Here is a 23,828-nt window from a genome sequence, read left to right as displayed (position 1 = left end):
ACAGGAAGGTAAACCTATGCGTATCGATCGTTTAACCAGCAAGTTGCAATTAGCGTTATCCGACGCCCAATCCCTGGCCGTGGGCATGGACCACGCCGCCATCGAGCCCCTGCACCTGATGCAAGCCTTGCTTGAGCAGCAGGGTGGCTCGATCAAGTCGCTGCTTATGCAGACCGGTTTCGACGTAAACAGTCTGCGTCAGGCACTGACAAAGGAACTCGACCACCTGGGCAAAATTCAGAACCCCACCGGGGATGTGAACCTGTCCCAGGACCTGGCACGCCTGCTCAACCAGGCCGATCGCCTGTCGCAACAGAAAGGCGACCAATTTATCTCCAGCGAGCTGGTGCTGCTGGCCGCGCTCGACGACACCACCAAGCTGGGCAAGCTGTTGCTTGGCCAGGGTGTCAGCAAAAAAGCGCTGGAAAACGCGGTGAATAACCTGCGCGGCGGCGATGCGGTCAACGACCCGAACGTCGAGGAATCGCGTCAGGCGTTGGACAAGTACACCGTCGACCTCACCAAGCGCGCCGAGGAAGGCAAGCTCGACCCGGTGATCGGTCGTGACGACGAAATTCGCCGCACCATCCAGGTTCTACAGCGCCGGACCAAAAACAACCCGGTGCTGATTGGTGAGCCTGGCGTGGGTAAAACCGCCATTGCCGAAGGCCTGGCCCAGCGCATCGTCAACGGCGAAGTGCCTGACGGCCTTAAAGACAAACGCCTGCTATCTCTGGACATGGGCGCATTGATTGCCGGCGCCAAATTCCGCGGCGAGTTCGAGGAGCGCCTGAAAGCGGTGCTCAATGAGCTGTCGAAACAGGAAGGCCGCGTGATTCTGTTTATCGACGAACTGCACACCATGGTCGGCGCCGGTAAGGCCGAAGGCGCAATGGATGCCGGCAATATGCTCAAGCCGTCCCTGGCCCGTGGCGAGCTGCACTGCGTCGGCGCCACCACGCTCAACGAATACCGCCAGTTCATCGAAAAAGATGCGGCGCTGGAACGACGCTTCCAGAAAGTGTTGGTGGAGGAGCCGACTGAAGAGGACACCATCGCCATTCTGCGTGGCCTCAAAGAGCGTTATGAGGTTCACCATAAAGTGGCAATCACCGACGGCGCGATTATCGCGGCGGTGAAACTCAGCCATCGCTATATCACCGACCGTCAATTGCCGGACAAAGCCATCGACCTGATGGACGAAGCCGCCAGCCGCATCCGCATGGAAATCGACTCCAAGCCAGAAGTGCTGGATCGTCTTGAGCGCCGCCTGATTCAACTGAAGGTTGAACGCGAGGCGCTGAAAAAAGAAAGCGACGATGCCGCCCTGAAGCGTTTGGACAAGCTGCAGGAAGACATTGCCAAGTACGAGCGCGAGTACGCCGACCTCGAAGAGATCTGGAAATCGGAGAAAGCCGAAGTACAAGGCTCTGCACAGATTCAGCAAAAAATCGAGCAGGCCCGTCAGGAGCTGGAAGCGGCGCGCCGCCGTAGCGATCTGGAACAGATGGCCAAGCTGCAATACAGCATCATCCCCGATCTGGAACGCAGTCTGCAGATGGTCGACCAGCACGGCAAAACGGAAAATCAGTTGCTGCGTAGCCGCGTGACCGAGGAAGAAATTGCCGAAGTGGTATCCAAGTGGACCGGTATTCCGGTCTCGAAAATGCTCGAAGGCGAGCGGGAAAAACTGCTGAATATGGAAGGCCTGCTGCATCAGCGGGTGATTGGCCAGAACGAAGCGGTGACGGCCGTGGCCAGTGCCGTACGCCGCTCCCGCGCGGGCCTGTCGGACCCGGATCGCCCAAGCGGTTCGTTCCTGTTCCTCGGCCCGACCGGTGTGGGTAAAACCGAGCTGTGCAAGGCCCTGGCCGAGTTTCTGTTCGATACCGAAGAGGCGCTGGTACGCATCGACATGTCGGAGTTTATGGAGAAGCACTCGGTGGCTCGCTTGATCGGTGCGCCGCCAGGCTATGTAGGGTACGAGGAGGGCGGTTACCTCACCGAAGCGGTACGCCGTAAGCCTTACTCGGTGGTGCTGCTGGATGAAGTCGAGAAGGCTCACCCGGATGTGTTCAACGTGCTATTGCAGGTGCTGGAAGATGGTCGCCTGACTGACAGCCACGGCCGTACTGTGGATTTTCGCAACACCGTAATCGTGATGACCTCGAACCTCGGTTCGGCGGCCATTCAGGAGTTGGTGGGCGATCAGGAAGCACAGCGCGCGGCGGTGATGGATGCGGTGAGCAACCACTTCCGGCCGGAGTTCATCAACCGCATCGACGAAGTGGTGATCTTCGAGCCGTTGGCCCGTGATCAGATTGCCGGTATCGCACGGATTCAGTTGGCTCGGCTTGATAAACGTCTGGCCGAGCGTGAGCTGAAGCTGGAGTTGAGCGATGAGGCGCTGGATAAGCTGATCGCCGTGGGTTATGACCCTGTATACGGTGCGCGGCCTTTGAAGCGTGCCGTGCAACGCTGGATCGAAAACCCGTTGGCGCAGTTGATTCTGGGTGGCAGGTTTATGCCCGGTTCAACGGTCACCGGTGTGGTCGATGGCGACGAGATCGTCTTCGAGTAACGCCCGTGGAACAACAAAAAGCCCCGCCGAGTGCGGGGCTTTTTGCTTTTGTAGGGTGTGCTCTGCGCACCATGGCGTTCGCGCGGCTATCGCCTGGTGCGCAGAGCACACCCTACGAAAGCCTAGAGGCGTTTGAGCAGGCCTTCGAGCAGTACCGCCTGGTCTTCGGCCAGATCGATGATGTGAAAGCCTGACCAGCAATGCTGGCCATCGGCACCCGGCCGGCTCCACAGGCAATCGGCACCCAAACGAACTTCGGTCAAACCTTCTACTGGTGGGTAAGACACCAGGCGGCATTCCAAAAGTGCATCGGCTTCCTGGGGACAGTCACCGAAGATCATAAAGCCTTCAATAGACAGGTCCACCACGCGGCCCAGGTGGCGTTCGGTGTGCAGGTCATACACTTCCAGGTGCAGCTCAGCGGTGTGGCGACTGTGCTGGCGTCGATCGTCCATTACGGCTCCTTAACTTTATTCGGCGCGACCGGTGAAGCGCTGCAACACCCGGTAGATGGCGGTCAGGGCGCGGTCCACCAGAGGGGCCCCGCGTTCCGTTTGGAGGATGCGAACCAAACCTTGTTCCATCTCGTTGGCTAAAATTGTGAGCGGTTTGATCGCCACGCGCTGTCCGCTGTGGTCAACGAACATATAGTTGTGGGTGGTGGGGCTGAACCATGACAGCTTCAGGTTACGCACCTGCGCGCCATCGATAAATTCAAACCAGGTACCAAACTCGATACGTCCCAGCTCCTTGGCAATCAATTGGGCTTGGTGTGACAGGCCGGACGCCTGGGGCGCCGAACTCGCCAGTTGGGCGTCTTCGCCGAGCATGGCGCCCAGCGGGCTTTCCGGCAGTATCGGATTGAGCTTGGCGGCCACCTGCGGTTGCTTGGCTTGTACGGCGTGCTGGCAGGCCACGATATCTTGCAGCAGGCGGCGAATACCGTCTTCGTGGTAACCGCCGAGAATTTCCAGGCCCTTGCGCAAATCTTCCAGCAATTGCACGCGAATGCTTTGCAAGCGTTCCTGGCCCGCTGCATTCAGTGGCGTGCTGCTCCAGGCCAAATGCTCGGCGACTTCGCTATAACGCTGCCATTCGGCACTGCGTTCGCCGTGGCGCAGGAGAACGAATACCAGGGCATCGGTCCAGGTGAGTTCGAGGAAGTTGCGGATTAGTGGCGGCGGCTGACGATTGGCCAGCGCGCGGGCAATGATGTCCACGGCTTGCTGGCGGGCGCCGAGCAGTTTGTCGCGACCTTTGGCGGCCTCGACCGCACGACGCTCACGCAGTGCCACCTTGTGTTGCAGGTTGGTGGTGAACTCGTTGAATTCTACCAGCAGGCTGTCGAACAGCTTGAGGTCGCCATCGAAACCTTGAATAACCCGCTCTACTACCCAGTGGATTTTCGCCAGCAGGCCGCGGTCGTCTTCCTCGCCGCCATACAACACGCCGGCCTGAGCCATGGCGTTGAGCAGGCGCCGGGCTGGGTGGTGGTGCTGGGTAAATAGCGCCTTGTCCAGCAATGCCACCTTCAAATACGGCGTATGCAGGTGGGAGAGGGCGGTCTTGCAATTGTCCGGCAGGTTCTCGTCGTCGAGGATAAAGTCGAACAGCATGCCGACCAGATCGATTACGTCCGCCTCCTGGTCCGACAGCTTTTGCTGGCCTGGCAGGCTGCTGTGGGTTTCCAGTTGCTGTTGCAGGTCGACCTTGAAGTCTTCGACCTGCTGCGGACGTTGCAAGCGCTGGGAGAAATCCAGTGCCGACTGTTGTTGCAGGCGGTTGAGCGCCTCGAGCAGATCGCTGGCGGCGTAGGTGCGCGTGGCGCCTTGCGGCGCAAAGCTGGCGATGCTGCGGGTGCCGCCCAGCAGCGGCGCGTCGACGTTGTAGTGACGGCGCTCGCCGAGCAGCGCCGCCAGGCTGCTGAACAGCACCGCCGGGTCGGTTGGCTCGGGGCCGGATGCATCAAACGGTACGCGCGGCGCGTCGGCACCTGGTGCGGCATGGGCGTTGCCAGTTGCAGGTGCGCTAGGCGGTTGCGGCGCAGCGGTGCGCGGTGCTTCTGCTGCCGCTGCGGCAGGTGCTGGCTCCCGTGGCGAGGTGGGGGCGCGACGGGCATCGGGTGTGCGTTGTGGAGCGTATTTCAGATTCGGCAATACGCCGGCATCGATCAGGCGTTGGTTCATCGCTTCATACAGGCGGTCGAGGCTCTGCATGACGTGGCGATCGAACAGCATATAAAGAATGGTTTTGATCTGCGGCGGAAACGGCGTAGGCGCCAACGCTTCGCGAAAAGCCTGGGCAATGGCGCGCGGGCCGAACGGGTTGCTGTCTTCACCCAGCTTTTGGCCGTTGTTCAGCACTGCCAGTCGCTGCTCGAGGGCAAACAGCGGTTCGGCACAGCGGGCCTTAACCCGGCTGACCATATTGGTGACTTGCAGGCTTTCTTCGTAATCCTCGTTCTGGATCAGCGACAGGTCTTCGGCACGCAGTGACGCCGTGCCCGCCTCAGGTTCGAGGGTGCCTTCAAGAAAATTGGAAAAGTTTTGCGCTACGCGTTGGTGGTAGCTGCGTTCGATCTGCGGGCGCTGGCGACGAATTTCGCGCATGTTGTCGAAGAACAACGACTGCACTTTATTGTTCTCGGCTTTCTCTGCGCATTCAAACAGCGTGTCATCTACCTGGCCAAAAACCCCGGTGAGGTGTTCGGCCAACCGGTTCATCGCAAGCTTGCGGCAACCCTGCACCAGTTCACCAAAGCGCGGTTGGATACCGCGGCTGGCGAGCGTCTGGTTGGTTCGTGGTAGTGGTGGTAGGTCCTGCGTGCTCATGGACTGTCCTGTTCAAGCCGGCCGGCTTATGCATCCTGCAGCGATCATATCTCAGGCAAACATAGAGCGGCGATTGGGTTGCTGCAAATCATTGTCTTAAAAGCTATTTAGGGGGTTGACAGGGTTTCGAATATCCTTAAAATGCAGCGCCTCGATACGGCAAATGCCTAACAGCAAATGACGTAAAGAGATGGAAGCAAGTAGTTCCGCGATAGCTCAGTCGGTAGAGCAAATGACTGTTAATCATTGGGTCCCAGGTTCGAGTCCTGGTCGCGGAGCCAATCTTTCAACCGGGGTATAGCGCAGTCCGGTAGCGCGCCTGCTTTGGGAGCAGGATGTCAGGAGTTCGAATCCCCTTACCCCGACCATTTTTGGGTCGTTAGCTCAGTTGGTAGAGCAGTTGGCTTTTAACCAATTGGTCGTAGGTTCGAGTCCCACACGACCCACCATTTTTGGCTCTTGATGTTTAAAGAGTTAAATCTTAGGAGAAACGTTGAAAGACGGAGTATCCAACAAAAGAGGCGCCCTTCGGGGCGCCTTTTTTGTTTGTGTTGTCAGGAGTCGATTGGCTGCGCGTCGGCATTGCTGCGTTAAAAATCTTTTTTGAATGCTCATTGGCTACAGCCAACTGCGCTTCAAAAAAGATTTTTGCCTTGCACTGCTCTAGCTCGCTCAATCTCGATCGGTGAAATGCGCAGAAGCAAAAATCAAATACAAAAGGCGCACCGAGGTGCGCCTTTTGTATGTTTTTAATGCAGCTTCAAGCGTGGCTCGGTGCCGCGGCCGATACGGTCGCTGAGCATCAGCATCATGGTGCGGAACACGCCGTAAAGCGCCATCTGGTGCATGCGGTATAGCGACACGTAAAACATTCGCGCCAACCAGCCTTCCAGCATCACGCTGCCGGTCAGATTACCCATCAGGTTGCCGACCGCCGAAAAGCTCGCCAACGAAATCAACGAGCCGTAATCGTGGTAGCGATAAGTGGGCAACGCTTTGCCTTCAATCCGCAGCTTCAGCGATTTGGCCAGCAGCGACGCCTGTTGGTGAGCCGCTTGCGCCCGTGGCGGTACATTGCGACCGTCCTCACCCGGCTGCGGGCACGCCGCGCAATCGCCGAAGGCAAAAATGTTGTCGTCGCGGGTGGTCTGCAACGTCGGCCGCACTTGCAATTGATTGATGCGGTTGCTCTCCAGCCCGTCCAGGTCCTTGAGGAAGTCCGGCGCACGAATGCCCGCTGCCCACACCTTGAGGCTGGCGGGAATATCCTGCCCCTGCGCTGTTTTCAAGCTGTCGCGCGTCACCTCGCTGACCGCTGCATTGGTCAGCACCGTAACCCCGAGTTTCTCCAGAGTTTTATGCACGGGCTGGCCGATCCGCTCGGGCAGCGCCGGCAACACCCGTGGGCCCGCTTCAATCAGCGTGATGCGCATGTTTTCCGGCTTGATGCTGTCCAGCCCATAAGCGGCCAGCTCATGCGCCGCGTGGTGCAGTTCGGCTGCCAGTTCAACGCCGGTCGCGCCGGCGCCCACTATCGCCACGCTGATCTGTTCGGCGCTTCCGGCCTGGTTGGCATGGGCGCGCATATAGTGGTTGAGCAACTGGCGGTGAAAACGCTCGGCCTGCACGCGCGTATCGAGAAACAGGCAGTTTTGCGCCGCGCCCGGGGTGCCGAAATCATTGGTAGTACTGCCGACGGCGATCACCAGGGTGTCGTAGTCCAGCGAGCGTGCAGGCACCAGTTCTTCGCCCTGTTCATCCAAGGTGGCCGAGAGTTGGATTTTTTTCGCGCTGCGATCCAGCCCCTCCATACGCCCCAACTGAAACTCGAAGTGGTTCCACTTGGCCTGGGCGACATAGTTGAGTTCATCTTCGGATGAGTTCAACGAGCCGGCCGCCACTTCATGCAGCAGCGGTTTCCAGATATGGGTGAGGTTGGCGTCGACCAGAGTAACGCGCGCCAGGTCGCGTTTACCCAGGGTCTTACCCAGGCGGGTAGCAAGCTCCAAGCCGCCGGCGCCGCCGCCGACAATAATGATGCGATGGGACATGGTGATATCTCATAAGGCTTTCAGGGATTCGGGGCAAAGCCGGCGAGGCGAGCGCGAAGCAGCTCATAGCACTAACCGGCTGAGTAAGCGGCTGAGTAGACCCAGGCCAATGACCGAGGCCAGCACGATAAAAAGCAGAAACCACGGACGAAACGGCCTGCGCTCGACCTGGTGCTGGGGCGCACTGAGGTACTGGTCGACACGTTGTTGGTCATCAGGACTGAGTCGGCTGGACATGGCAGGCCTCGTGTGGGATGCAGTCATTCTAGTCGTGGGATTTGATCTGGCTCAATGTAATACGCGTATTACACAAAAATAACGCTTACAGGCTGATACCGATATCCAGAAGCACCGTGCGCCCCAGGTTTATCCGCAGAAAATTCGGTGCCGTGGGATGGGCAAACAGCACCCTAGCGAAGTTCGGACCCAGCAGCGATAGCGAGCGCCAGCCCTGGTGCAGAAACTCGGTGGGTGGCGCAAAAGCGCTGTTGAAATCGGTGATCTCGCGCTTGAGATTTACGTAGGCAAGCATGTCGAGGTTGGCGATATCGATCCCGCGCTCGCGGTAACTCGCCGCTTTTTTGCGCAGCGTGGGGGCCAGACGGTTTTGCAGTTCTGCAGCACGAATCTTGCGCGGCCTCGCTTCGTGCTCCACCAGCTGGCTAAGGGAGTAGGCATTGCGCCGGCGCTCCAGTTCCTGGCGCCACTCATCGTTAAGGCGCCGGCCTTCATCGAGCACGAAAAACACCTCGAAATGCGCGTTGTGAAACAGCACGTCGGGCGGGTCCTGCTCGGCCGCGCTGAACTCTTCCAGCCGGTGCGGTACGTTCAATGCCTGCAAAAAGCGTTGGCATACCCACCGCTCCCGCTCCCATTTGCGTGCATTGGAGAGCAGGGCGTTGGCCTGTTCGGCCTGGTCTGTCAGTAAGCGCAGGTACTCGGAGTCATCCATGTCTGCAAGCTTAGCCCGCTGTTGCTGGCGGTGTAGACTGCGTTTTCATCCAGGCAGGAGTCCTCTATGTCGATTCGCCCCGTGCTGCCCGCCGACCACAGCGCCCTGATCGCCCTGTGGCAAGCCGAGCCCAGCATCCGCCTGCGCCCGGACGATGCCTTCGAGCCCTTCTGCGCCTACCTCGCACGTAACCCGGGCCTGAGCGTGGTGGCTGAGCGCGAGGGGCAACTGGTGGGCAGCCTGATGGTAGGCCATGACGGGCGTCGCGGTTATTTGCAGCACCTGCTGGTGGCGCCAGCGTTTCGTGGGCAGGGGCTGGCCAAGGCCATGCTTGATGGGGCGCTGGCGCGACTGCGTGAATTGGGTATCCACAAATCCCACGTGTTTGTATTGAGCGATGCTGAACCGGCATTGGCCTTTTGGGCCGCGCAACACGGCTGGGAGGCGCGCCAGGATATCCAGGTGTTCTCGACCCGGGCACCATGCGGGGCAACGCTGTGATCGCCGCCGAGCTGCTATCCACCACCACGCTGACCATCGGCTGGCTGATTTACCTGCCGGCGCTTGTTTGGGCGGCCTGTCGCTCGCCGTGGTTGGAGTTGTTCAGCGATATCCGCCGCCAGCATTTGCTGTTCGGTACGGTGCTGACGCTGTTTGTACTCTGGCTGGTGCGCCGCGATTTTGAGGTGGGGGTTTCCTTCCACTTTATCGGCATGACCGCCGTGACCCTGTTGCTCGACTGGCCGCTAGCGGTGCTCGGTGGCTTTGCTGCCCAATTGGGGTTGCTCGCTATTGGCCGGCAAGACCTCGCGGCCATCGGCGTTAACGGCGTACTGCTGGTGCTGGTGCCGGTACTGGTCACCGAGCTCTGCGCGCTATGGGTCGAGCGCAAGCAATCGCAAAACCTGTTTGTGTATATCTTCTGCTCAGGCTTCTTCCCCGCTGCCCTGGCCGCATTGCTGTGTGTGCTGCTGGGCCTGTGGGTGCTGTGGCTGGACGGACGCTTTCCCATGCCGTTCTGGCTAGAAGACTTTATCGGCTACCTGTGGCTGGTGATGTTCCCCGAAGCGTTTATCAACGGCACGTTGATCACGGCCCTGGTGGTGTTCAAGCCGGAGTGGCTGGAAACCTTCAACCGCGACCGTTACCTACAAGCGCCGTGGAAAGATGACGACTGATTCGCCGGTTTTATAGCGCGCCGCCAATTGATCTGTATCACTCAGGTGGCGGGCACAATCGCCACGCTGCACCACTGCCACGTCGGCAAATCACCGAGGAGTTAGTGAAATGAGTGTGCACACCTGGGCCAAGGAATACCTGCAGCGCGGCATGGAGGCAGCGGGCACTGAAGGTTACGAGCCTGCATTGGCGCTACGCGCGTTGCTCAGTGCGGTGGTGGAGGCGAGCAAGGGCTATCGCAGCCCTGCGGACTTGGCGCAAGAGCTGCAATTTTTAGCGGATAACCTGGACGACGACCGCGATTACAGCTTTATGCGGCCATAAACCTTAATGGCGCTGCGGCGGAATATCCAGGTCGCTGGAAAACAGCTCGTCTTCCAGCGGGTCGACCGGAATGGCGTGTTCTTCCGCCGCCCAGGCACCCAGATCAATCAACTTGCAGCGCTCGCTGCAAAACGGCCGGCTGACACTTTGCGGGCCCCATTCCACGGGCGCGCCGCAAGTTGGACATTTAACGATCGGAGCTTGGCTCATGGCTGGCCTCCATGAAGGGTGAGATAAAAACGGTGCAGGCGTTCGACTTCGCTCTGCAGCCAGGGTAAATCGCGGTCATTGAGCAACACATCATCGGCATGCTTCAGGCGATCTTCGCGCAGTGCCTGAGCCTTGAGAATGGCGTGAACCTGCTCCTCAGACGCCTGATCGCGCAGCATGGTGCGCTGCAATTGCAACTGCTCGGGGGCGTCCACCACCAGCACGCGCTGGGTCAACTTATGCTGGCCAGACTCCACCAACAGCGGCGACACCAGAATCGCATACGGCGATTTTGCACTGGCCAGGCTAGCCACAATTTCTTCCCCGATCAGCGGGTGCAGCAATGCCTCCAGCCAACGACGTTCTTCCGGCGCTTGAAAGATGCGATGACGCAGTGCGGTGCGGTCCAGCTCACCATTGGCCTGCAACACGTCCGGGCCAAAATGCTCAACGATGGCCGCCAGGGCCGGTTTGCCGGGTTCCACCACCCAGCGGGCCGCGTGGTCGGCGTCCACGCAATGCACGCCCAGGTCGATAAAGTGCTGCGCGACAGCGCTCTTGCCACTGCCGATACCGCCCGTGAGCCCAAGAATCCAGGGTGTAGTCATTTAAATCCGGCGATCTGAAGGTAGGTGCCGGTTATTTGATCACCCCAAAGCAAAGCAATCCAGCCGGCAATCGCCAGGTAAGGGCCGAACGGGATCGGCGTGCTGGTCTCGGCATTGCGCAAACGCAGCATGATCACGCCCAACACCGCGCCCACCAGCGACGACAGCAAAATAGTCAGCGGCAACACCTGCCAGCCACCCCAGGCGCCGAGCATGGCCAGCAACTTGAAGTCGCCGTAGCCCATGCCTTCCTTGCCGGTCACCAACTTGAACAGCCAATACACCGACCATAGGCTCAGGTAGCCAGCGATAGCGCCGATCAGCGCGTCTTGCGGGCTGGCGAACAAGCCGTATTGGTTGATGATCAGGCCGATCCACAGCAACGGCAGCACCAAGGCATCCGGCAGCAGTTGGTGGTCGGCATCGATCAGGCTCATCGCCAACAGGCCCCAGGTGAGCAGCAGCATGGCGCCGGCTTGCCAGGTGAAGCCAAAATGCCAGGCAACGTAGGCCGACAACACGCCGCACGCCAGCTCAACCAGTGGATAACGTTTGCTGATAGGCGCTTTGCACGAAGAGCACTTGCCGCGCAGGGCCAGGTAGCTGACGACGGGGATATTTTCCCAGGCTTTGATTTCGTGATTGCAGTGCGGGCAACTGGAGTTGGGCAGTATCAGGTTGAAGGTTTTGCCCTTGGGCTCAGGCGGTAGCTCAAGGATCTCACGCGCTTGCTGCTGCCAGTCGCGTTTCATCATCACCGGCAGGCGATAGATCACCACATTGAGAAAGCTGCCAATCAGCAAGCCGAGCACAAGAGCGCAAAAAACAAAGGCCAGCGTTGAGCTGGCCAGAAATTCGATAACGGGCATGTTTAAACCACGGCACCCAGGGCAAAGATTGGCAGGTACATCGCCACGATCAGGCCGCCGACCAGAACGCCGAGAACGGACATGATGATGGGCTCCATCAGCGAGGTCAGGCCATCTACGGCGTTGTCGACTTCGGCTTCGTAATAGCTCGCGACTTTATCCAGCATCATATCGAGGGCGCCGGACTCTTCACCGATGGCAGTCATCTGAATTGCCATTGAGGGGAAAACGCCGGTTCCACGCATGGAGAAGTTCAGTTGCATGCCGGAGGTGACGTCTTGCTTCACCTGGTTCACTGCGTTTTTAAAGATGATATTCCCGGTAGCGCCGGCAACGGAGTCCAACGCTTCAACCAGCGGTACACCGGCAGCAAAAGTAGTAGCCAGCGTACGAGCGTAACGGGCAACCGAAGATTTGTAGACGATATCGCCGACAACGGGGGCTTTCAGGATAAAGCGGTCCAAGCCGTTGCGGAATTTTTCCGAGCGTTTTTTTGTTTCGCTAAAGGCAAAGCCAATACCAAAAATGGCACCGAGAAACACCCACCACCACTCTTGCAGCCCTTTGGATAGGCCAATTACGAACTGGGTAAATGCGGGCAGTTCGGCGCCGAAGTTGGCGAACACCGATTCAAACTGCGGAACCACTTTAATCAGCAAAATAGCCGTAACGATGCACGCAACCAGAACCACCGCGATTGGGTAGTTCATGGCTTTTTTAATCTTGGATTTCAGCGCTTCGGTTTTTTCTTTATAGGTTGCAACGCGGTCCAGCAAATCTTCCAGTGCGCCCGCTTGTTCGCCGGCCTCCACCAGGTTGCAGAACAGGTCGTCGAAATAAAGAGGCTTGGAGCGCAGGGCCGAAGCAAAGCTATTACCAGCGGCGACGTACTGTTTCAGGTCCTCAACCAGCTTGCGCATATTCTGGTTATCCAGGCCTTCGGCAATAATGTCGAAGGACTGCAACAACGGTACGCCCGCTTTCATCATGGTCGCCATTTGCCGTGCAAACAGGGCAATGTCCATGGGTTTGATTTTTTTGCCGGCACCACCAAACAGCGATGCGGACTTTTTGCGCACTTTAGTAGGGTTGATGCCTTGCTTGCGCAGTTGTGCTTTGACCAAGGCGGGGTTCTGGCCGCTGGTTTCGCCTTTGATCTTGGCGCCTTTCCTATCGGTGCCTTCCCAGCTGAAGGTGCTGGTTTTAAGTGCTTTAACGGCCATGGCTTAATCCTTAGTCACGCGGTTTACTTCTTCGAGGCTGGTGACACCTTGCATGGCCTTCATCAGCGCCGATGTACGCAGGTCATTGAAGCCGTCTTTGCGCATCTGCACCGAGATATCGATGGAGTTGCCTTCCTCCATGATAATGCGTTGTAGCGCCGGCGTGTTTTTAACTACTTCATAAATCCCGACACGGCCTTTATAGCCACCATTGCATGCATCACAGCCTACCGGGCCGTAAATCTTGAATTTGCCGATGGCATCGGCAGGAAAGCCTTCTTCCAACAGCGCTTCGGCAGGAATTTGTACTTCCTTCTTGCACTGGTTGCAGAGTTTGCGCGCCAAGCGCTGGGCAATGATCAGGTTTACCGAGGTGGCGATGTTAAACGACGGCACACCCATATTGCGCAAGCGCGTCAGGGTTTCCGCAGCGCTGTTGGTGTGCAGCGTCGACATCACCATGTGCCCGGTTTGCGCGGCCTTTACTGCAATGGAAGCGGTGTCCAGGTCACGGATCTCGCCCACCATGATGATATCCGGGTCCTGACGCAGGAAAGACTTCAGTGCCGCCGTAAAGTCCATGCCCTGTTTGGGGTTAACGTTGACCTGGTTAATCCCTTCCAGGTTGATTTCCACCGGGTCTTCTGCGGTAGAAATATTCACGTCGGCGGTATTGAGAATATTCAGGCCGGTATACAGCGAAACGGTTTTGCCCGAACCGGTAGGGCCGGTAACCAGAATCATGCCTTGGGGCTGTTTAAGCGCCGAGAGATAAAGCTCTTTTTGCGACTCTTCATAGCCCAGCGCATCGATACCCATCTGCGCGCTGGAAGAGTCGAGAATCCGCATTACGATCTTCTCGCCCCACAGCGTCGGGCAGGTGCTGACGCGAAAGTCGATGGACTTGCTTTTCGAGATACGCATCTTGATCCGGCCATCCTGCGGCTTACGGCGCTCGGAAATATCCAAACTGGCCATTACCTTCAAGCGGGCGGAAATACGTGGCGCCAGTTGAATCGGTGGGCGGGCGATTTCATGCAGGATGCCGTCAGTACGAAAACGCACCCGGTAGGTTTTTTCGTACGGTTCAAAGTGCAGGTCGGACGAGCCCATCTTGATGGCGTCCAGCAACATCTTATTAACGAAGCGCACCACCGGTGCGTCGTCCGCCTCCTGGCTCTCTTCTTTACCGCCGCCCTCGTCGTCGACCGCTTCAATGTCGAGATCCAGATCACCAAGATCGTCCAGGCCGCCAGTGGCAGACTCAAAAAACTTCTCGATGGCTTCGCCGAGCTTATCGTCCTCCACAAGGATCGCTTCGGTATTCAGCCCCGTGCTGAACTGGATATCGGTGATGGCCTGGTGGTTGGTCGGATCCGAGATGGCCACGAATAGCTTGTTGCCGCGCTTCCATAAAGGCAGGGCGCGATGCTGACGTACCAGTTTTTCGGCCACTAGCTCTTTGGGCTGCGAGTCTTTGTCCAGGCTGGTCATGTCGAAGAACGACACGCCAAACTGTTCAGCGGCCATTTCCGCCAGCACGCGACTTTTAACCAGGCGGTTCTGCACCAGGTAGGTCACCAGCGAAATCTTGTTGCGCTGCGCCTGCGCGTGGGCCTGCTTGGCGCTTTTCTCATCCAGCACTTCGGCAATAACCAGCTGTTTGGCAAGGCCGGTGAGGGTAACGATGTCATTCATGGCGGCGGGGCTCTGCGGCGCAAATATGCTGCCTTATAGCGTAGATGACGCAGCGTGCCAAACGCGGCGAGCTGAGGTGGCAAAAAACGTCACAAGGTGCGAATTAGTGTTGTCGCTTGTGCGAGAAAGCTTACGCAAAAGCGCTGTAATCAGGCATTTCAAAAGTTGGCACGCCGCCTGCAATAGCCCAATCAGGCTGTTGCCTAATCACACTTTCTGGAGATGTCTTAATGAAAGCTCAAATGCAAAAGGGTTTTACCCTTATCGAACTGATGATCGTTGTAGCCATTATCGGTATTTTGGCTGCAATCGCTATTCCGCAATACCAAACCTACGTTGCTAAATCGCAGGTTTCCCGTGTTGTAGCGGAAACTGGTGCAGTTAAGACTGCAATTGAGACTTGCATTCTGGATGGCAAAACTGCTGACATTGGTGATCCGGCAACTACCGGCAACTGCGATCCTCAGGTTACTGGTTCGTCGCTGATGGCGGATGGTGATGCCTGGACTGCAACTTCTCTGCCTGCCGGCACTAGTGTTCCGAGTATCACTCTGCCAGCAACTGCCGATTCTAATACCCTCATTGTAGCTAAGTTCGGTAACAGTGCATCTCAGGCCATTAAAGATGCTGAAATCACTTGGACTCGTGATCCGTCGGGTACCTGGAAATGCACCAGCACCGCTGAAGCAAAATACAACGCTCCTGGTTGCCCTGCAGGCAGCTGATAACTTTGACGGGTGTGCGTAATAGCATCTCCGTCTTGAGTTGAAGCGGTTGTATAAAGCGCCCCGCTATGCGGGGCGTTTTTTATCCTGCTGGTTTTTTTTGGGGTGGTCGCTTTATGGAAGCAAGCTTGCCAGCCGGACTTGCCAATTTTAGATTATCATTAAAGTCGTTGATATCCGCTTTGGTGTTCTCGGTGTTTTTGCCGAACGTGGCTTTTTTGTGTATTTCTAGCTGGTTGGGAATCGGAAGGCCATATGTGAATATTGATTATATATTTATGCTGGTTTTTTTTGCGTTTGGCTTTCGTTTTCTGGGTGTAATAGTAGGTGTCGTATTTTTAGTTGTAGATATGCTGTCCCTATTCGGTCAGGTTCTGCCAATAGTCAGAATTGGTGATTTCTTCTATTTGTTGCGTTTTGTTTTTTCAGCTTCTCCGGAGATGCCGGCGTTGCTTGCTAGTGGGCTGGTTTTCGTTGCTGTAAGCCTTTGGGTGGTGGCGAAATTCGGGCGGGATGTAAATCGCCACGCCGTCTTGTTTATCTTGAATGTTTTTTTGATTTTATATGCGGTCGATGTAAACACATCGACTGACGAAAGAGTTAGGTTTTATCGCGCATCTGAAGGGGAGTTGGTTTCCAGTCAGGCAGTGTCTTTTTTTGAGGCTCGCTCCGCATCGTTTCTTAGAAATGTGGAGTTAGAATCTGATGCTCTGATTCCTTATGGGAGGCAGAGTGCTACTGATCCATGGTTTGCGATGAAGGCGAATAATTCGCTTCCTCAGCGTATGCTACTAGTTGTTAACGAATCCTGGGGGGCGCCGCTTGATCCTAGTGTTCGCGATTCAATCCTCGCGCCTGTAATGGGGCTTCCGCTTGAATTTATCGAGCAAGGAACTTTACCGTTCGTCGGTGTGACCATTGAGGGCGAGTTGCGTGAACTTTGCAAGCGTCAACCGGCAAACTTCAACCTGTCTAATACGGTAGATGGGTTTTCTGATTGCTTGCCTGAGATGTTAAGGCAGAAAGGTTACTCCACAGCGTCTTTACACGGGGCTGTAAGTCGGATGTACGATCGCGCTTACTGGTACCCGAGAGCAGGATTTGAAAAATCCATATTCTTCGAGAGTCATAAGTGGCCTCGGCGATGTCACTCTTTTCCAGGGGCGTGCGATCTGGATATGGCCGACGATATAGCTGGATTTTTCGATCCATCAGGTCCACGGTTCCTTTATTGGTTAACATTAAATAGCCATTTTGCTTATGACAGACGTGATATCCGAGTTGATGTGTTCGACTGTGATCGTTTTAGTATTTCGGTGGGCTCTGAGAGCTGCCGTAATCTAAAACTGCAAGCTCAGTTTTTTTCAGGACTTGCTAAGTTGTTGCAGCGGCCAAGTATGCAGGGTGTGGAGGTTGTTGTTGTGGGGGACCATCAGCCAATTATTGCTGATCTGGACGAGCGGTCTCGTTATTTTGAGGAGAAAAAAGTCTCATGGGTTCGGTTCAAGATAAAGTGATTTGTTGAACGTAGCTGATTTGAATATGGGCTTGCCTTGTTGTTCTTGAAATTCGGAGGTTTGCTATGAGAAAGTTCAGTGCTGCTTTTACTTTGATCGAATTGATGATTGTGGTAGCGATTGTGGGTGTTTTGGCCGCAGTCGCAATTCCTATTTATCAGGGATATGTGAGTTCTGCTCAAATAAAAAGGGCGCATGCAGAACTTTCAGCCTATCGGCTTAAGGTAGATGAGTTGCTGTCGCGCGGCGTATATCCTATTGGTAATGTAGATTTGGATTACGTTAGCTCTAATGTTTTAGAGATTGATGCTGCGGGGGTTGCTGCTTTTAATGCGGATGGTTCCGGCACCCTTACGGGGACATTAGGCGGTAGCTCTAGTCAATCTGTCGCGGGTACAGTCATAACATTAAGTCGCACAGTTGCGGGCGACTGGAGTTGCGATGTAGATGAGACAGGTGCCGGCAACTGGCAGTCGACATATATGCCCCAAGGCTGCGAATAGCCGCTCCTCAGCGGCCCTTCACAAACTCAACCGCATCGACAAATCCACCGCCTTCACATCCTTGGTCAGCGTACCAATAGAGATGTAATCCACCCCGGTCTCAGCAACCGTTCTTAGCGTCGTGTCATTGATCCCCCCCGACGCTTCCAGCTTGGCCTTCCCGGCCGTCATCTTCACCGCCGTACGCATTTCATCCAGGCTCAGTTCGTCGAGCATGATGATGTCGGCGCCGGCATCCAGCGCCTGCTGCAGTTCGGCCAGACTTTCTACTTCAACCTCCACCGGCTTGCCGGGCGCAATGCCGTGTGCGGCCTGAATGGCCTGGACTATGCCGCCACAGGCAGCAATATGGTTTTCTTTTATCAAGAAAGCGTCGTACAGGCCGATGCGATGGTTATGGCAGCCACCTTGGGTAACGGCGTACTTCTGTGCCAGACGTAACCCCGGCAGCGTTTTGCGGGTGTCGAGCAGTTTTACCCCGGTGCCGTCGACAATGTCGGCGTAGTGGCGGCAGCGGGTGGCCACAGCGGAAAGGGTTTGCAGGAAGTTCAGGGCGCTGCGTTCGCCGGTCAACAGCGCGCGGGCCGGGCCTTCTAGATGAAACAAAGCTTGGTTAGGCTGCACGCGGTCGCCGTCTTGAACGTGCCAATGCACAGCGACGCGGGGATCTATTTGGGCGAATACGTTGTCAACCCATGCGCTGCCGGCAATGACCGCTGCATCGCGGCTGATAATGGTGGCGTGGGCGAGGCGTTCGGCGGGGATCAGTTGGGCGGTGATATCGCCGCTGCCGACATCTTCTCGCAGGGCACGGCGTACGTTGGCTTGAATTTCGGCGCCAAGGTCGGCGAGCAGTAGATTCGGCATTGGGGGCTCCCATTTCGTATGGGGGCGATTATAAGCAGGCGGTAGCCTCTGGCTAGTACCATTTATGTGGGTTGAACGTGCGTCTTATCGCGCGTTGGTCGTCCGTTAGTAGCCGTTTGGAATCAGATGCGGTACATGTGTGAAGTAGGTCATATCTGAGCAAGAAGTAAGGTTTTATCTTGCGACGGCTCTCTATAATCGCTTCTACTGCCTATTATTGACGCCATGCCATTGACGTAACGGATGACGCTCAGTTGATCGTTATGCAGATGTGAGAGCCAGATGGCCGGTCTGCGGGAGAGTTGCAATGACTGATGCGAAAGTGGTGCACCTCAACAAGGTTGCTCCCGAGCACTCGCCAACATCACCGGCGGGGAGGCTGCCCGTGGCACTCATTCACGTGCGCGACAAAGCTGCCCAGCAGCTGAAACAAGCCTTGCAGGCGTTGTTTGACAACGCGGACGACACTCTTTTCGAGATGGCCGACCGCGCCACCAGCAATGCTGAGCAGAATGCCTTTTTCGAGGCCATGCGTGACCTGCGCTTAAAGCGCAAGGGCATCGAGCGCGGCTTTTTGCAGAAAGTGTTCGAAACCTTCGCCAACCTCAACCAGTACGAAATCGGCCGCGCGCCGCAGTTGGACGCCGTGTCGTTCGACACCCTGGCGCTGATTCAGAACGATGAGCTGGAAGAAACCGTAGCCCTAGACTCCATGGTCGCCAAGGTGATGAGCCGCGACGCGGTTGCCCTCGGCCACTTGACCACCCGCATCAACGCGATGGTCAGCAAGAAAATCGACGACAAGACCAACCCGCTGGGCCCGACTGTGCTCTGCGAGTTTTTCCTAGAGGCGTGCAGCCGTCTGGGCGTTGAAATCAAGGTCAAGCTGATCATTCTCAAGCTGTTCGAGAAGTACGTACTCAGCGACCTCGACCAGCTCTATGCCGACACCAACCAGCAACTGATTCAGGAAGGCGTGCTGCCGGAGCTGAAAACAGCGCCCCTGCGCCGCAAGGCCGGCCCTGGTACCAGCGGTGCACGCAGTGCGAGCACCGGCGGCGCGCCCGGCGTGCAGGCCGAAGGCGGGCAGGGCGGTGGTTACGCCAATGAAGATGTGCAGGAAGTGTTTGGCGTGCTGCAGGAGCTGCTGTCGCAGGTTCGTGGCAGTGGGATGCCGCGCCGCGAAATGCCGGCCGATGCAATGCCGATTTCCAGCAATGACCTGATGCGCCTGCTGTCGCACATGCAACAGCGTCCGGTGTACACCAACGCCGCGCAAGACGACTTCGACCTGCGCAACCAGCTTGAGCAGTTGCTGGTTCGTGCCAGCGCGAAAAGCGGCAAGTCGCGTGTGGTGGGCGAGGTTGATGAAGATGTCATCAACCTAGTGTCCATGCTGTTCGAATTTATTCTCGACGACCGCACCCTGTCGGATTCGCTCAAGGCCCTGATTGGCCGCCTGCAGATTCCGATGCTGAAAGTGGCCGTGCTGGATAAAACCTTCTTTAGCCGTGGCAGCCACCCGGCACGCCGGCTGCTCAACGAAATTGCCGCCGCAGCCTTGGGCTGGGCGGAACAGGACGACGCCCAGCGCGACAGCCTGTACCAGAAAATCGAAAGCATCGTGCAGCGCCTGCTGAATGACTTCGTCGATGACCCGGCGATTTTCTCCGAGCTGCTGGCCGATTTCCTCGCCTTTACCGGTGATGAGCGCCGCCGCAGCGAGCTGCTCGAACAGCGCACCCGCGATGCCGAAGAAGGCAGCGCCAAGGCCGAGCTGGCTCGCCGCGAAGTGGAACACGCCCTGAACGAGCGCCTGCTGGGCAAAACCCTGCCAGAAGTGGTGGTGCGTTTGCTGCAGGAGGCCTGGAGCAAGGTGATGATGCTCACCTGCCTCAAGCACGGCGTTGAATCTCCCGAGTGGCAAGCGACCCTGAACACCATGGACGACTTGGTGTGGAGCGTGGCCCCGCACGAGGACCCCGAAGCCCGTCTGCGTTTGCTGGAGCTGGTGCCAGGCCTGCTCAAGGCGCTGCGCGAAGGCATGGCCAGCGCGGCGTTTGATCCATTCTCCACCAGCGAGTTTTTCAGCCAGCTGGAAAACCTGCATGTGCAGGCCTTCCAGCGCTTCAAGCGCCCGCTGCCGGAAACTGTAGAAGAAACCAGTGCTGAAGCGCTGCCGAGCCTGGATGGTGAGGCCCCGTTGCTGGAGCTGCCGGCGGACGAGGAAATCGAAGCTGTTGCCGTGCCGGCGATGGTGGAGGTGGTCGAGGAAATTGTGCTGCTGGCGCCCGGCGCAAGCCGTGTGCAGGAGCCGGAAGTGTCCCTGCCAGATGATGACGAGTCGTTGGCTCGCGTGGATAGCCTGGTAGTGGGCAGCTGGGTCGAATTCCAGGAAGACGAAGAGCACAAGTTGCGCTGCAAGCTGGCGGCGGTCATCAAGCCCACTGGCAAGTACATCTTCGTTAACCGCACCGGCATGAAGGTGCTGGAAAAAACCCGCATGGGCCTGGCGGTGGAGTTCCGTCGCAACGCCATTCGCTTGCTGGACGATGCGCTGTTGTTCGACCGCGCACTGGAGTCGGTGATCGGCAACCTGCGTCGTTTGAAAAACGCCTGATCGTCTCTTGTGTTATCCACTACGCCCGGCCTTAAGCCGGGCGTTGTCGTTTTCGGGTTCGGCCCGGTACAGTGGTCGGCACTTCTCAGGAGCACTTATGCAGCTGGACCCCCTCACTGGCTGGTGCGACGGCATCCGCCACTGCCCATCACCTAACTTCAACGCTCGCCCGAACGGCGAGATTTCCTTGTTGGTGATCCACAATATCAGCCTGCCGCCGGGGCAGTTTGGTACGGGCAAAGTGCTGGAGCTGTTTCAGAACGAGCTGCAGGCCGAGGAGCATCCGTATTTCGCCGGTATTTGCCATCTGCGCGTGTCGGCGCATTTTTTGATCGAGCGCGATGGCGCGGTGACGCAGTTTGTGTCCTGTCTGGAGCGCGCCTGGCACGCCGGTGTGTCGTTGTTCGAGGGGCGCGACAACTGCAATGATTTCTCTCTGGGCATCGAGCTGGAGGGGACGGACGATCAGCCGTTCACCGACGCGCAATACGCCGCGCTGGCGCAATTGAGTGGCCAGCTTTGCCGCGCTTACCCGGCGATCACGGCGCAGCGCATCTGCGGCCACAGCGATATCGCGCCAGGGCGCAAGACCGACCCCGGTGAGTTTTTTCAATGGCCACGCTTTTTGGCGGGCCTGGCTGAACAAGGACTGACCGGCCAGAGCCGGTCACTCAAGGGAGATACGCAATGAGTTTTCTAGTGCTGCTCCTGGTGCTGTGGGTTGAGAAGTTCTCGTCCTGGCGCGCCAGAATCCAGCAAGACGGCGCCTGGCTGCGGCTACTGGCCTGGGCGCAACGGCACAGCGCTTTTCAGCACAATCCCTGGTTGCAGCTGGCAGTGCTGGTGTTGCTGCCGTTGGCGGCTCTGGCCTTGTTGCTGGCGGTATTAGGAGTACCGCTGCACGGCTGGCTGACCTTGCCGGTGCACCTGTGGGTGTTGGTGTATGCCCTGGGGCGAGGCGACCCGCTGGTGGCGCTGGGGCCGTTCCGTGATGCCTGGCGCCGTGAAGATGTAGAGGCGGCGTATCTGGTGGCCCAGCGTGACCTGGGCGTCGAGGCCGCCGATGCCGACAGCCTGCTGCAACAGGCCCAGGGTTATCTGCTGTGGCAGGGCTACCAGAGCTTTTTCGCTGTGATCTTTTGGTACGCCCTGCTAGGGCCCTTGGCTGCGTTGGCCTATCGCCTGCTGGCGCTGACCGTTGAACACAGTGAAGACCCCGCGTTGCGCGCACGGGCTGCGCAGTGGCGCCATGCGTTCGACTGGCTACCCGTACGCCTGTTGGCCGGTAGCTTTGCACTGGTGGGCAGTTTTGTGGCCGTCAGCCGCGTGCTGCTTCAGGAGCTGCTCAACTGGAATATGCCGGCCGCACAGTTGATCGCCAATAGCGGTCGCGCCGCTGAAGAATTCGGTACTACCAGCCTGGGTGAAAGTGGCGTTTCCAGCCTGGATGGCCTGTGGCAATTGCTGGTGCGCGCCGGGGTGTTCTGGTACGCCGGTTTTGCGGTTTGGACGCTCTTGTTCTGAGGTGTTTGGATAGCCGTCTGTCGGGCCGCAAGCCCCGATTTAGCTGGGGTGGCGGCAGCTATGGGTGTGAAATGCCATCACTTCGGTGAATGAGTCTGTCAGCGTGTAGACGCTTGCTTAACCTTAAGTTACAAAGGTGCCTGCCGATATCGGGTATACAGAATGCCGCGCCCGGCAGTTTGTGACTCGCGTCACGCTCGATCTGCCCGTTGACGTCGATACCGACGCACAAGGGCCGGCAGGGATAAAGCGGCCGACCCCCGCTGTCTCCACCGCTCTACCCTGTGACGATCCATAACAATAATGTGAACAGGAGACGTCTTGTGAAGACCGTGCTGTATCCGGCCATCGCGCTGATGAATCGCCTTAGTTTTGGTATGAAATTCAGCCTTATCAGCGTCTTGTTCTTTCTGCCGATGCTGGTGACCAACTTCTATCTGGTGCAAGACTCGTACAACGAGTTCGTCGGCACCCGGGCCGAGCTGCAAAGCCTCGACCTGATGAGCGCCAGCCTCAAGCTGCGTGGCGATCTGGAAAACCTCAATGACATGGTCGAGATCAACGCCGCCGTCGGCCAGTCCGGCAAGGCGGGTGACCTCGAAGCGCGCATTGGCGAGCTGACCAAACGTATCGAAGCCGACTTGCTCAAGCTGCAGCCGGTGGTGACCGATGCCGATCAGGTCGAGCTGTTCACCAGCAAGCGCGACGAGCTGGAAAAAGCCCTGAAAGCCGCCGACGCCGAGACCTCGCTGCAAAGCAAGGCGCCGATGATCGAGAAGCTGCAGGGCAATATGCAGGTGCTGATCAAGATCATCGCCAACCAGGCCGGCCTCAGCCAAGACAACCAAACCACCGTGCGGCAGATGATCGAGCTGGTCACCAACGGCACGACCTCGGTTACGGCTGCGCTGAGCACAGGTCGTTCGCTGGGTTCGGCGTCTCTGGCCCAGGGTTTCCTGAACTCTTCAGCCAGCGGCAAGTTTGATGAGCTGTTGCTGCTGCTGGAAAAACTGCACGCCGAGTACGGCCTGACCATCAACGACGCCCTCGACGGCAGCCCAGCTGCTCAGCAAGCGCTCAAAGGCCTGGCCGACGCCAGCCGCGCCACGTTGAAAGAAAGCAGCACGCTGTTCGAAGACCAAGTGGTAATGGCCGACTCCCTCGATGCGCCCTGGCAGGAGTTCTACGACAAGGTCTCGGTGTCGATGGACAAGACCTACCAACTGAACGACGCCGCGCTGGTCTTCCTCAAGCAGCAATTGCAGAAACGCCTTGAGCGCAAGCAAACCCAGATGGTGCTGCTGGTGGCGGCGCTGTTGGTGGTGTTCATTCTGATCGGCTACCTGTACGGCGGCTTCTACGTGTCCACCCGCACCACGCTGAAAAGCCTCGGCAAGGTAATGGATCAAGTGGCGGCCGGCGATATGACCGTCAGCTTCCACGCGCAAAGCCGCGACGAGCTGGGCGAGCTGGGTGAAGTGTTCAACGGCACCGTGCAAAAGATTCACCACCTCATCGAGCGCGTCGGCCACACCGTCAGCGCCGT

General features: G+C 57.7%; 21 protein-coding genes, 3 tRNA genes and 1 pseudogene. 14 read left to right on the top strand and 11 right to left on the bottom strand.

Annotation, left to right across the window (positions count from 1 at the left end; all coding sequences use genetic code 11):
* Nucleotides 1-16: 16 nt before the first annotated feature.
* Nucleotides 17-2,581 (top strand): ATP-dependent chaperone ClpB, encoded by a 2,565-nt coding sequence (gene clpB / locus PKE98_RS19020; RefSeq protein WP_271196899.1) that lies wholly within the window; start codon nucleotides 17-19, stop codon nucleotides 2,579-2,581.
* Between the two features lie 122 nt (nucleotides 2,582-2,703).
* Here clpB and PKE98_RS19015 read toward each other — a convergent pair whose 3' ends face one another.
* Together PKE98_RS19015 and PKE98_RS19010 are read right to left on the bottom strand one after the other, a co-directional pair.
* Nucleotides 2,704-3,036, bottom strand: a complete 333-nt coding sequence (locus PKE98_RS19015; RefSeq protein WP_271196898.1) for a PilZ domain-containing protein — start codon at nucleotides 3,034-3,036, stop codon at nucleotides 2,704-2,706.
* 15 nt (nucleotides 3,037-3,051) lie between these two features.
* On the bottom strand, nucleotides 3,052-5,412 hold the full coding sequence (locus tag PKE98_RS19010) for a DUF1631 domain-containing protein (protein WP_271196897.1): 2,361 nt from the start codon (nucleotides 5,410-5,412) through the stop codon (nucleotides 3,052-3,054).
* Between the two features lie 205 nt (nucleotides 5,413-5,617).
* Between PKE98_RS19010 and PKE98_RS19005 the strand changes: the two genes are divergently transcribed.
* The 3 genes from PKE98_RS19005 to PKE98_RS18995 all read left to right on the top strand — a co-directional run bounded on the left by PKE98_RS19005 (nucleotide 5,618) and on the right by PKE98_RS18995 (nucleotide 5,861).
* A tRNA-Asn gene (locus tag PKE98_RS19005) sits at nucleotides 5,618-5,693 on the top strand.
* Between the two features lie 10 nt (nucleotides 5,694-5,703).
* Nucleotides 5,704-5,780 (top strand) — tRNA-Pro (locus PKE98_RS19000).
* A gap of 5 nt (nucleotides 5,781-5,785) precedes the next feature.
* Nucleotides 5,786-5,861 (top strand) — tRNA-Lys (locus PKE98_RS18995).
* 300 nt (nucleotides 5,862-6,161) lie between these two features.
* Here the strand turns inward: PKE98_RS18995 and PKE98_RS18990 are convergent.
* From PKE98_RS18990 to PKE98_RS18980, 3 genes are all read right to left on the bottom strand, one after another.
* Nucleotides 6,162-7,463 carry an NAD(P)/FAD-dependent oxidoreductase gene (locus PKE98_RS18990; protein WP_271196896.1) on the bottom strand — a complete coding sequence of 434 codons (1,302 nt, stop codon included), beginning with the start codon at nucleotides 7,461-7,463 and terminating at the stop codon, nucleotides 6,162-6,164.
* A gap of 63 nt (nucleotides 7,464-7,526) precedes the next feature.
* Complete coding sequence (locus PKE98_RS18985) at nucleotides 7,527-7,700, bottom strand: DUF3094 family protein (protein WP_271196895.1); 174 nt, start codon at nucleotides 7,698-7,700, stop codon at nucleotides 7,527-7,529.
* Between the two features lie 85 nt (nucleotides 7,701-7,785).
* Nucleotides 7,786-8,415: a DUF1780 domain-containing protein gene (locus PKE98_RS18980; protein ID WP_271196894.1), complete on the bottom strand. Its 630-nt coding sequence runs from the start codon at nucleotides 8,413-8,415 to the stop codon at nucleotides 7,786-7,788.
* 66 nt (nucleotides 8,416-8,481) lie between these two features.
* Between PKE98_RS18980 and PKE98_RS18975 the strand changes: the two genes are divergently transcribed.
* The 3 genes from PKE98_RS18975 to PKE98_RS18965 all read left to right on the top strand — a co-directional run bounded on the left by PKE98_RS18975 (nucleotide 8,482) and on the right by PKE98_RS18965 (nucleotide 9,918).
* Nucleotides 8,482-8,916, top strand: coding sequence for a GNAT family N-acetyltransferase (locus PKE98_RS18975; protein WP_271196893.1), 435 nt, complete (start codon nucleotides 8,482-8,484; stop codon nucleotides 8,914-8,916).
* Nucleotides 8,913-9,593 (top strand): energy-coupling factor ABC transporter permease, encoded by a 681-nt coding sequence (locus PKE98_RS18970; RefSeq protein ID WP_271196962.1) that lies wholly within the window; start codon nucleotides 8,913-8,915, stop codon nucleotides 9,591-9,593. Before PKE98_RS18975 ends, PKE98_RS18970 begins: the two co-directional genes overlap by 4 nt.
* Before the next feature lie 109 nt (nucleotides 9,594-9,702).
* A complete protein-coding gene (locus PKE98_RS18965) occupies nucleotides 9,703-9,918 on the top strand; it encodes a hypothetical protein (RefSeq protein ID WP_271196892.1) in 216 nt (71 codons plus the stop codon).
* Between the two features lie 3 nt (nucleotides 9,919-9,921).
* Here PKE98_RS18965 and yacG read toward each other — a convergent pair whose 3' ends face one another.
* Genes yacG through pilB form a run of 5 tightly spaced genes read right to left on the bottom strand, consistent with a single transcriptional unit; the run spans nucleotide 9,922 to nucleotide 14,526 of the window.
* Nucleotides 9,922-10,128 (bottom strand): DNA gyrase inhibitor YacG, encoded by a 207-nt coding sequence (gene yacG / locus PKE98_RS18960; RefSeq protein WP_110617448.1) that lies wholly within the window; start codon nucleotides 10,126-10,128, stop codon nucleotides 9,922-9,924.
* A complete protein-coding gene (gene coaE, locus PKE98_RS18955) occupies nucleotides 10,125-10,736 on the bottom strand; it encodes a dephospho-CoA kinase (protein WP_271196891.1) in 612 nt (203 codons plus the stop codon). The genes yacG and coaE overlap by 4 nt, the downstream gene beginning before the upstream one ends.
* Nucleotides 10,733-11,605 carry a prepilin peptidase gene (locus PKE98_RS18950; protein ID WP_271196890.1) on the bottom strand — a complete coding sequence of 291 codons (873 nt, stop codon included), beginning with the start codon at nucleotides 11,603-11,605 and terminating at the stop codon, nucleotides 10,733-10,735. The genes coaE and PKE98_RS18950 overlap by 4 nt, the downstream gene beginning before the upstream one ends.
* A gap of 2 nt (nucleotides 11,606-11,607) precedes the next feature.
* Complete coding sequence (locus tag PKE98_RS18945) at nucleotides 11,608-12,828, bottom strand: type II secretion system F family protein (protein ID WP_271196889.1); 1,221 nt, start codon at nucleotides 12,826-12,828, stop codon at nucleotides 11,608-11,610.
* Nucleotides 12,829-12,831: 3 nt separating this feature from the next.
* Nucleotides 12,832-14,526, bottom strand: coding sequence for a type IV-A pilus assembly ATPase PilB (gene pilB / locus PKE98_RS18940; protein ID WP_271196888.1), 1,695 nt, complete (start codon nucleotides 14,524-14,526; stop codon nucleotides 12,832-12,834).
* A gap of 230 nt (nucleotides 14,527-14,756) precedes the next feature.
* Here pilB and PKE98_RS18935 point away from each other — a divergent pair, with 230 nt between their 5' ends.
* The 3 genes from PKE98_RS18935 (at nucleotide 14,757) to PKE98_RS18925 (ending at nucleotide 17,271) form a co-directional block, all read left to right on the top strand.
* Nucleotides 14,757-15,251, top strand: a complete 495-nt coding sequence (locus PKE98_RS18935) for a pilin (protein ID WP_271196887.1) — start codon at nucleotides 14,757-14,759, stop codon at nucleotides 15,249-15,251.
* Between the two features lie 116 nt (nucleotides 15,252-15,367).
* Complete coding sequence (locus tag PKE98_RS18930; protein ID WP_271196886.1) at nucleotides 15,368-16,768, top strand: sulfatase-like hydrolase/transferase; 1,401 nt, start codon at nucleotides 15,368-15,370, stop codon at nucleotides 16,766-16,768.
* 65 nt (nucleotides 16,769-16,833) lie between these two features.
* Entirely contained in the window at nucleotides 16,834-17,271 is a 438-nt protein-coding gene (locus tag PKE98_RS18925) for a pilin (protein WP_271196885.1), read from the top strand.
* A gap of 18 nt (nucleotides 17,272-17,289) precedes the next feature.
* Here the strand turns inward: PKE98_RS18925 and nadC are convergent, their stop codons facing one another.
* A complete protein-coding gene (gene nadC, locus PKE98_RS18920; protein WP_271196884.1) occupies nucleotides 17,290-18,138 on the bottom strand; it encodes a carboxylating nicotinate-nucleotide diphosphorylase in 849 nt (282 codons plus the stop codon).
* A gap of 307 nt (nucleotides 18,139-18,445) precedes the next feature.
* Here nadC and PKE98_RS18915 point away from each other — a divergent pair, with 307 nt between their 5' ends.
* The 4 genes and pseudogenes from PKE98_RS18915 to PKE98_RS27210 all read left to right on the top strand — a co-directional run.
* Nucleotides 18,446-20,758 carry a DUF1631 domain-containing protein gene (locus tag PKE98_RS18915; RefSeq protein WP_271196883.1) on the top strand — a complete coding sequence of 771 codons (2,313 nt, stop codon included), beginning with the start codon at nucleotides 18,446-18,448 and terminating at the stop codon, nucleotides 20,756-20,758.
* 97 nt (nucleotides 20,759-20,855) lie between these two features.
* Nucleotides 20,856-21,449, top strand: a complete 594-nt coding sequence (gene ampD / locus PKE98_RS18910) for a 1,6-anhydro-N-acetylmuramyl-L-alanine amidase AmpD (protein ID WP_271196882.1) — start codon at nucleotides 20,856-20,858, stop codon at nucleotides 21,447-21,449.
* The gene (ampE, locus tag PKE98_RS18905; protein WP_271196881.1) at nucleotides 21,446-22,282 is read left to right on the top strand and encodes a regulatory signaling modulator protein AmpE; all 837 of its coding nucleotides are present in this window, start codon (nucleotides 21,446-21,448) and stop codon (nucleotides 22,280-22,282) included. The genes ampD and ampE overlap by 4 nt, the downstream gene beginning before the upstream one ends.
* Nucleotides 22,283-22,638: 356 nt before the next feature.
* Nucleotides 22,639-23,778 (top strand): annotated as a pseudogene (locus PKE98_RS27210) (HAMP domain-containing protein); the annotation flags it as partial.
* Between the last annotated feature and the right edge of the window lie 50 nt (nucleotides 23,779-23,828).

The sequence above is a fragment of the Pseudomonas turukhanskensis genome (assembly GCF_027922365.1).
Lineage (GTDB): Bacteria > Pseudomonadota > Gammaproteobacteria > Pseudomonadales > Pseudomonadaceae > Aquipseudomonas > Aquipseudomonas turukhanskensis.
This window is presented reverse-complemented; position numbering and strand designations above follow the sequence as displayed.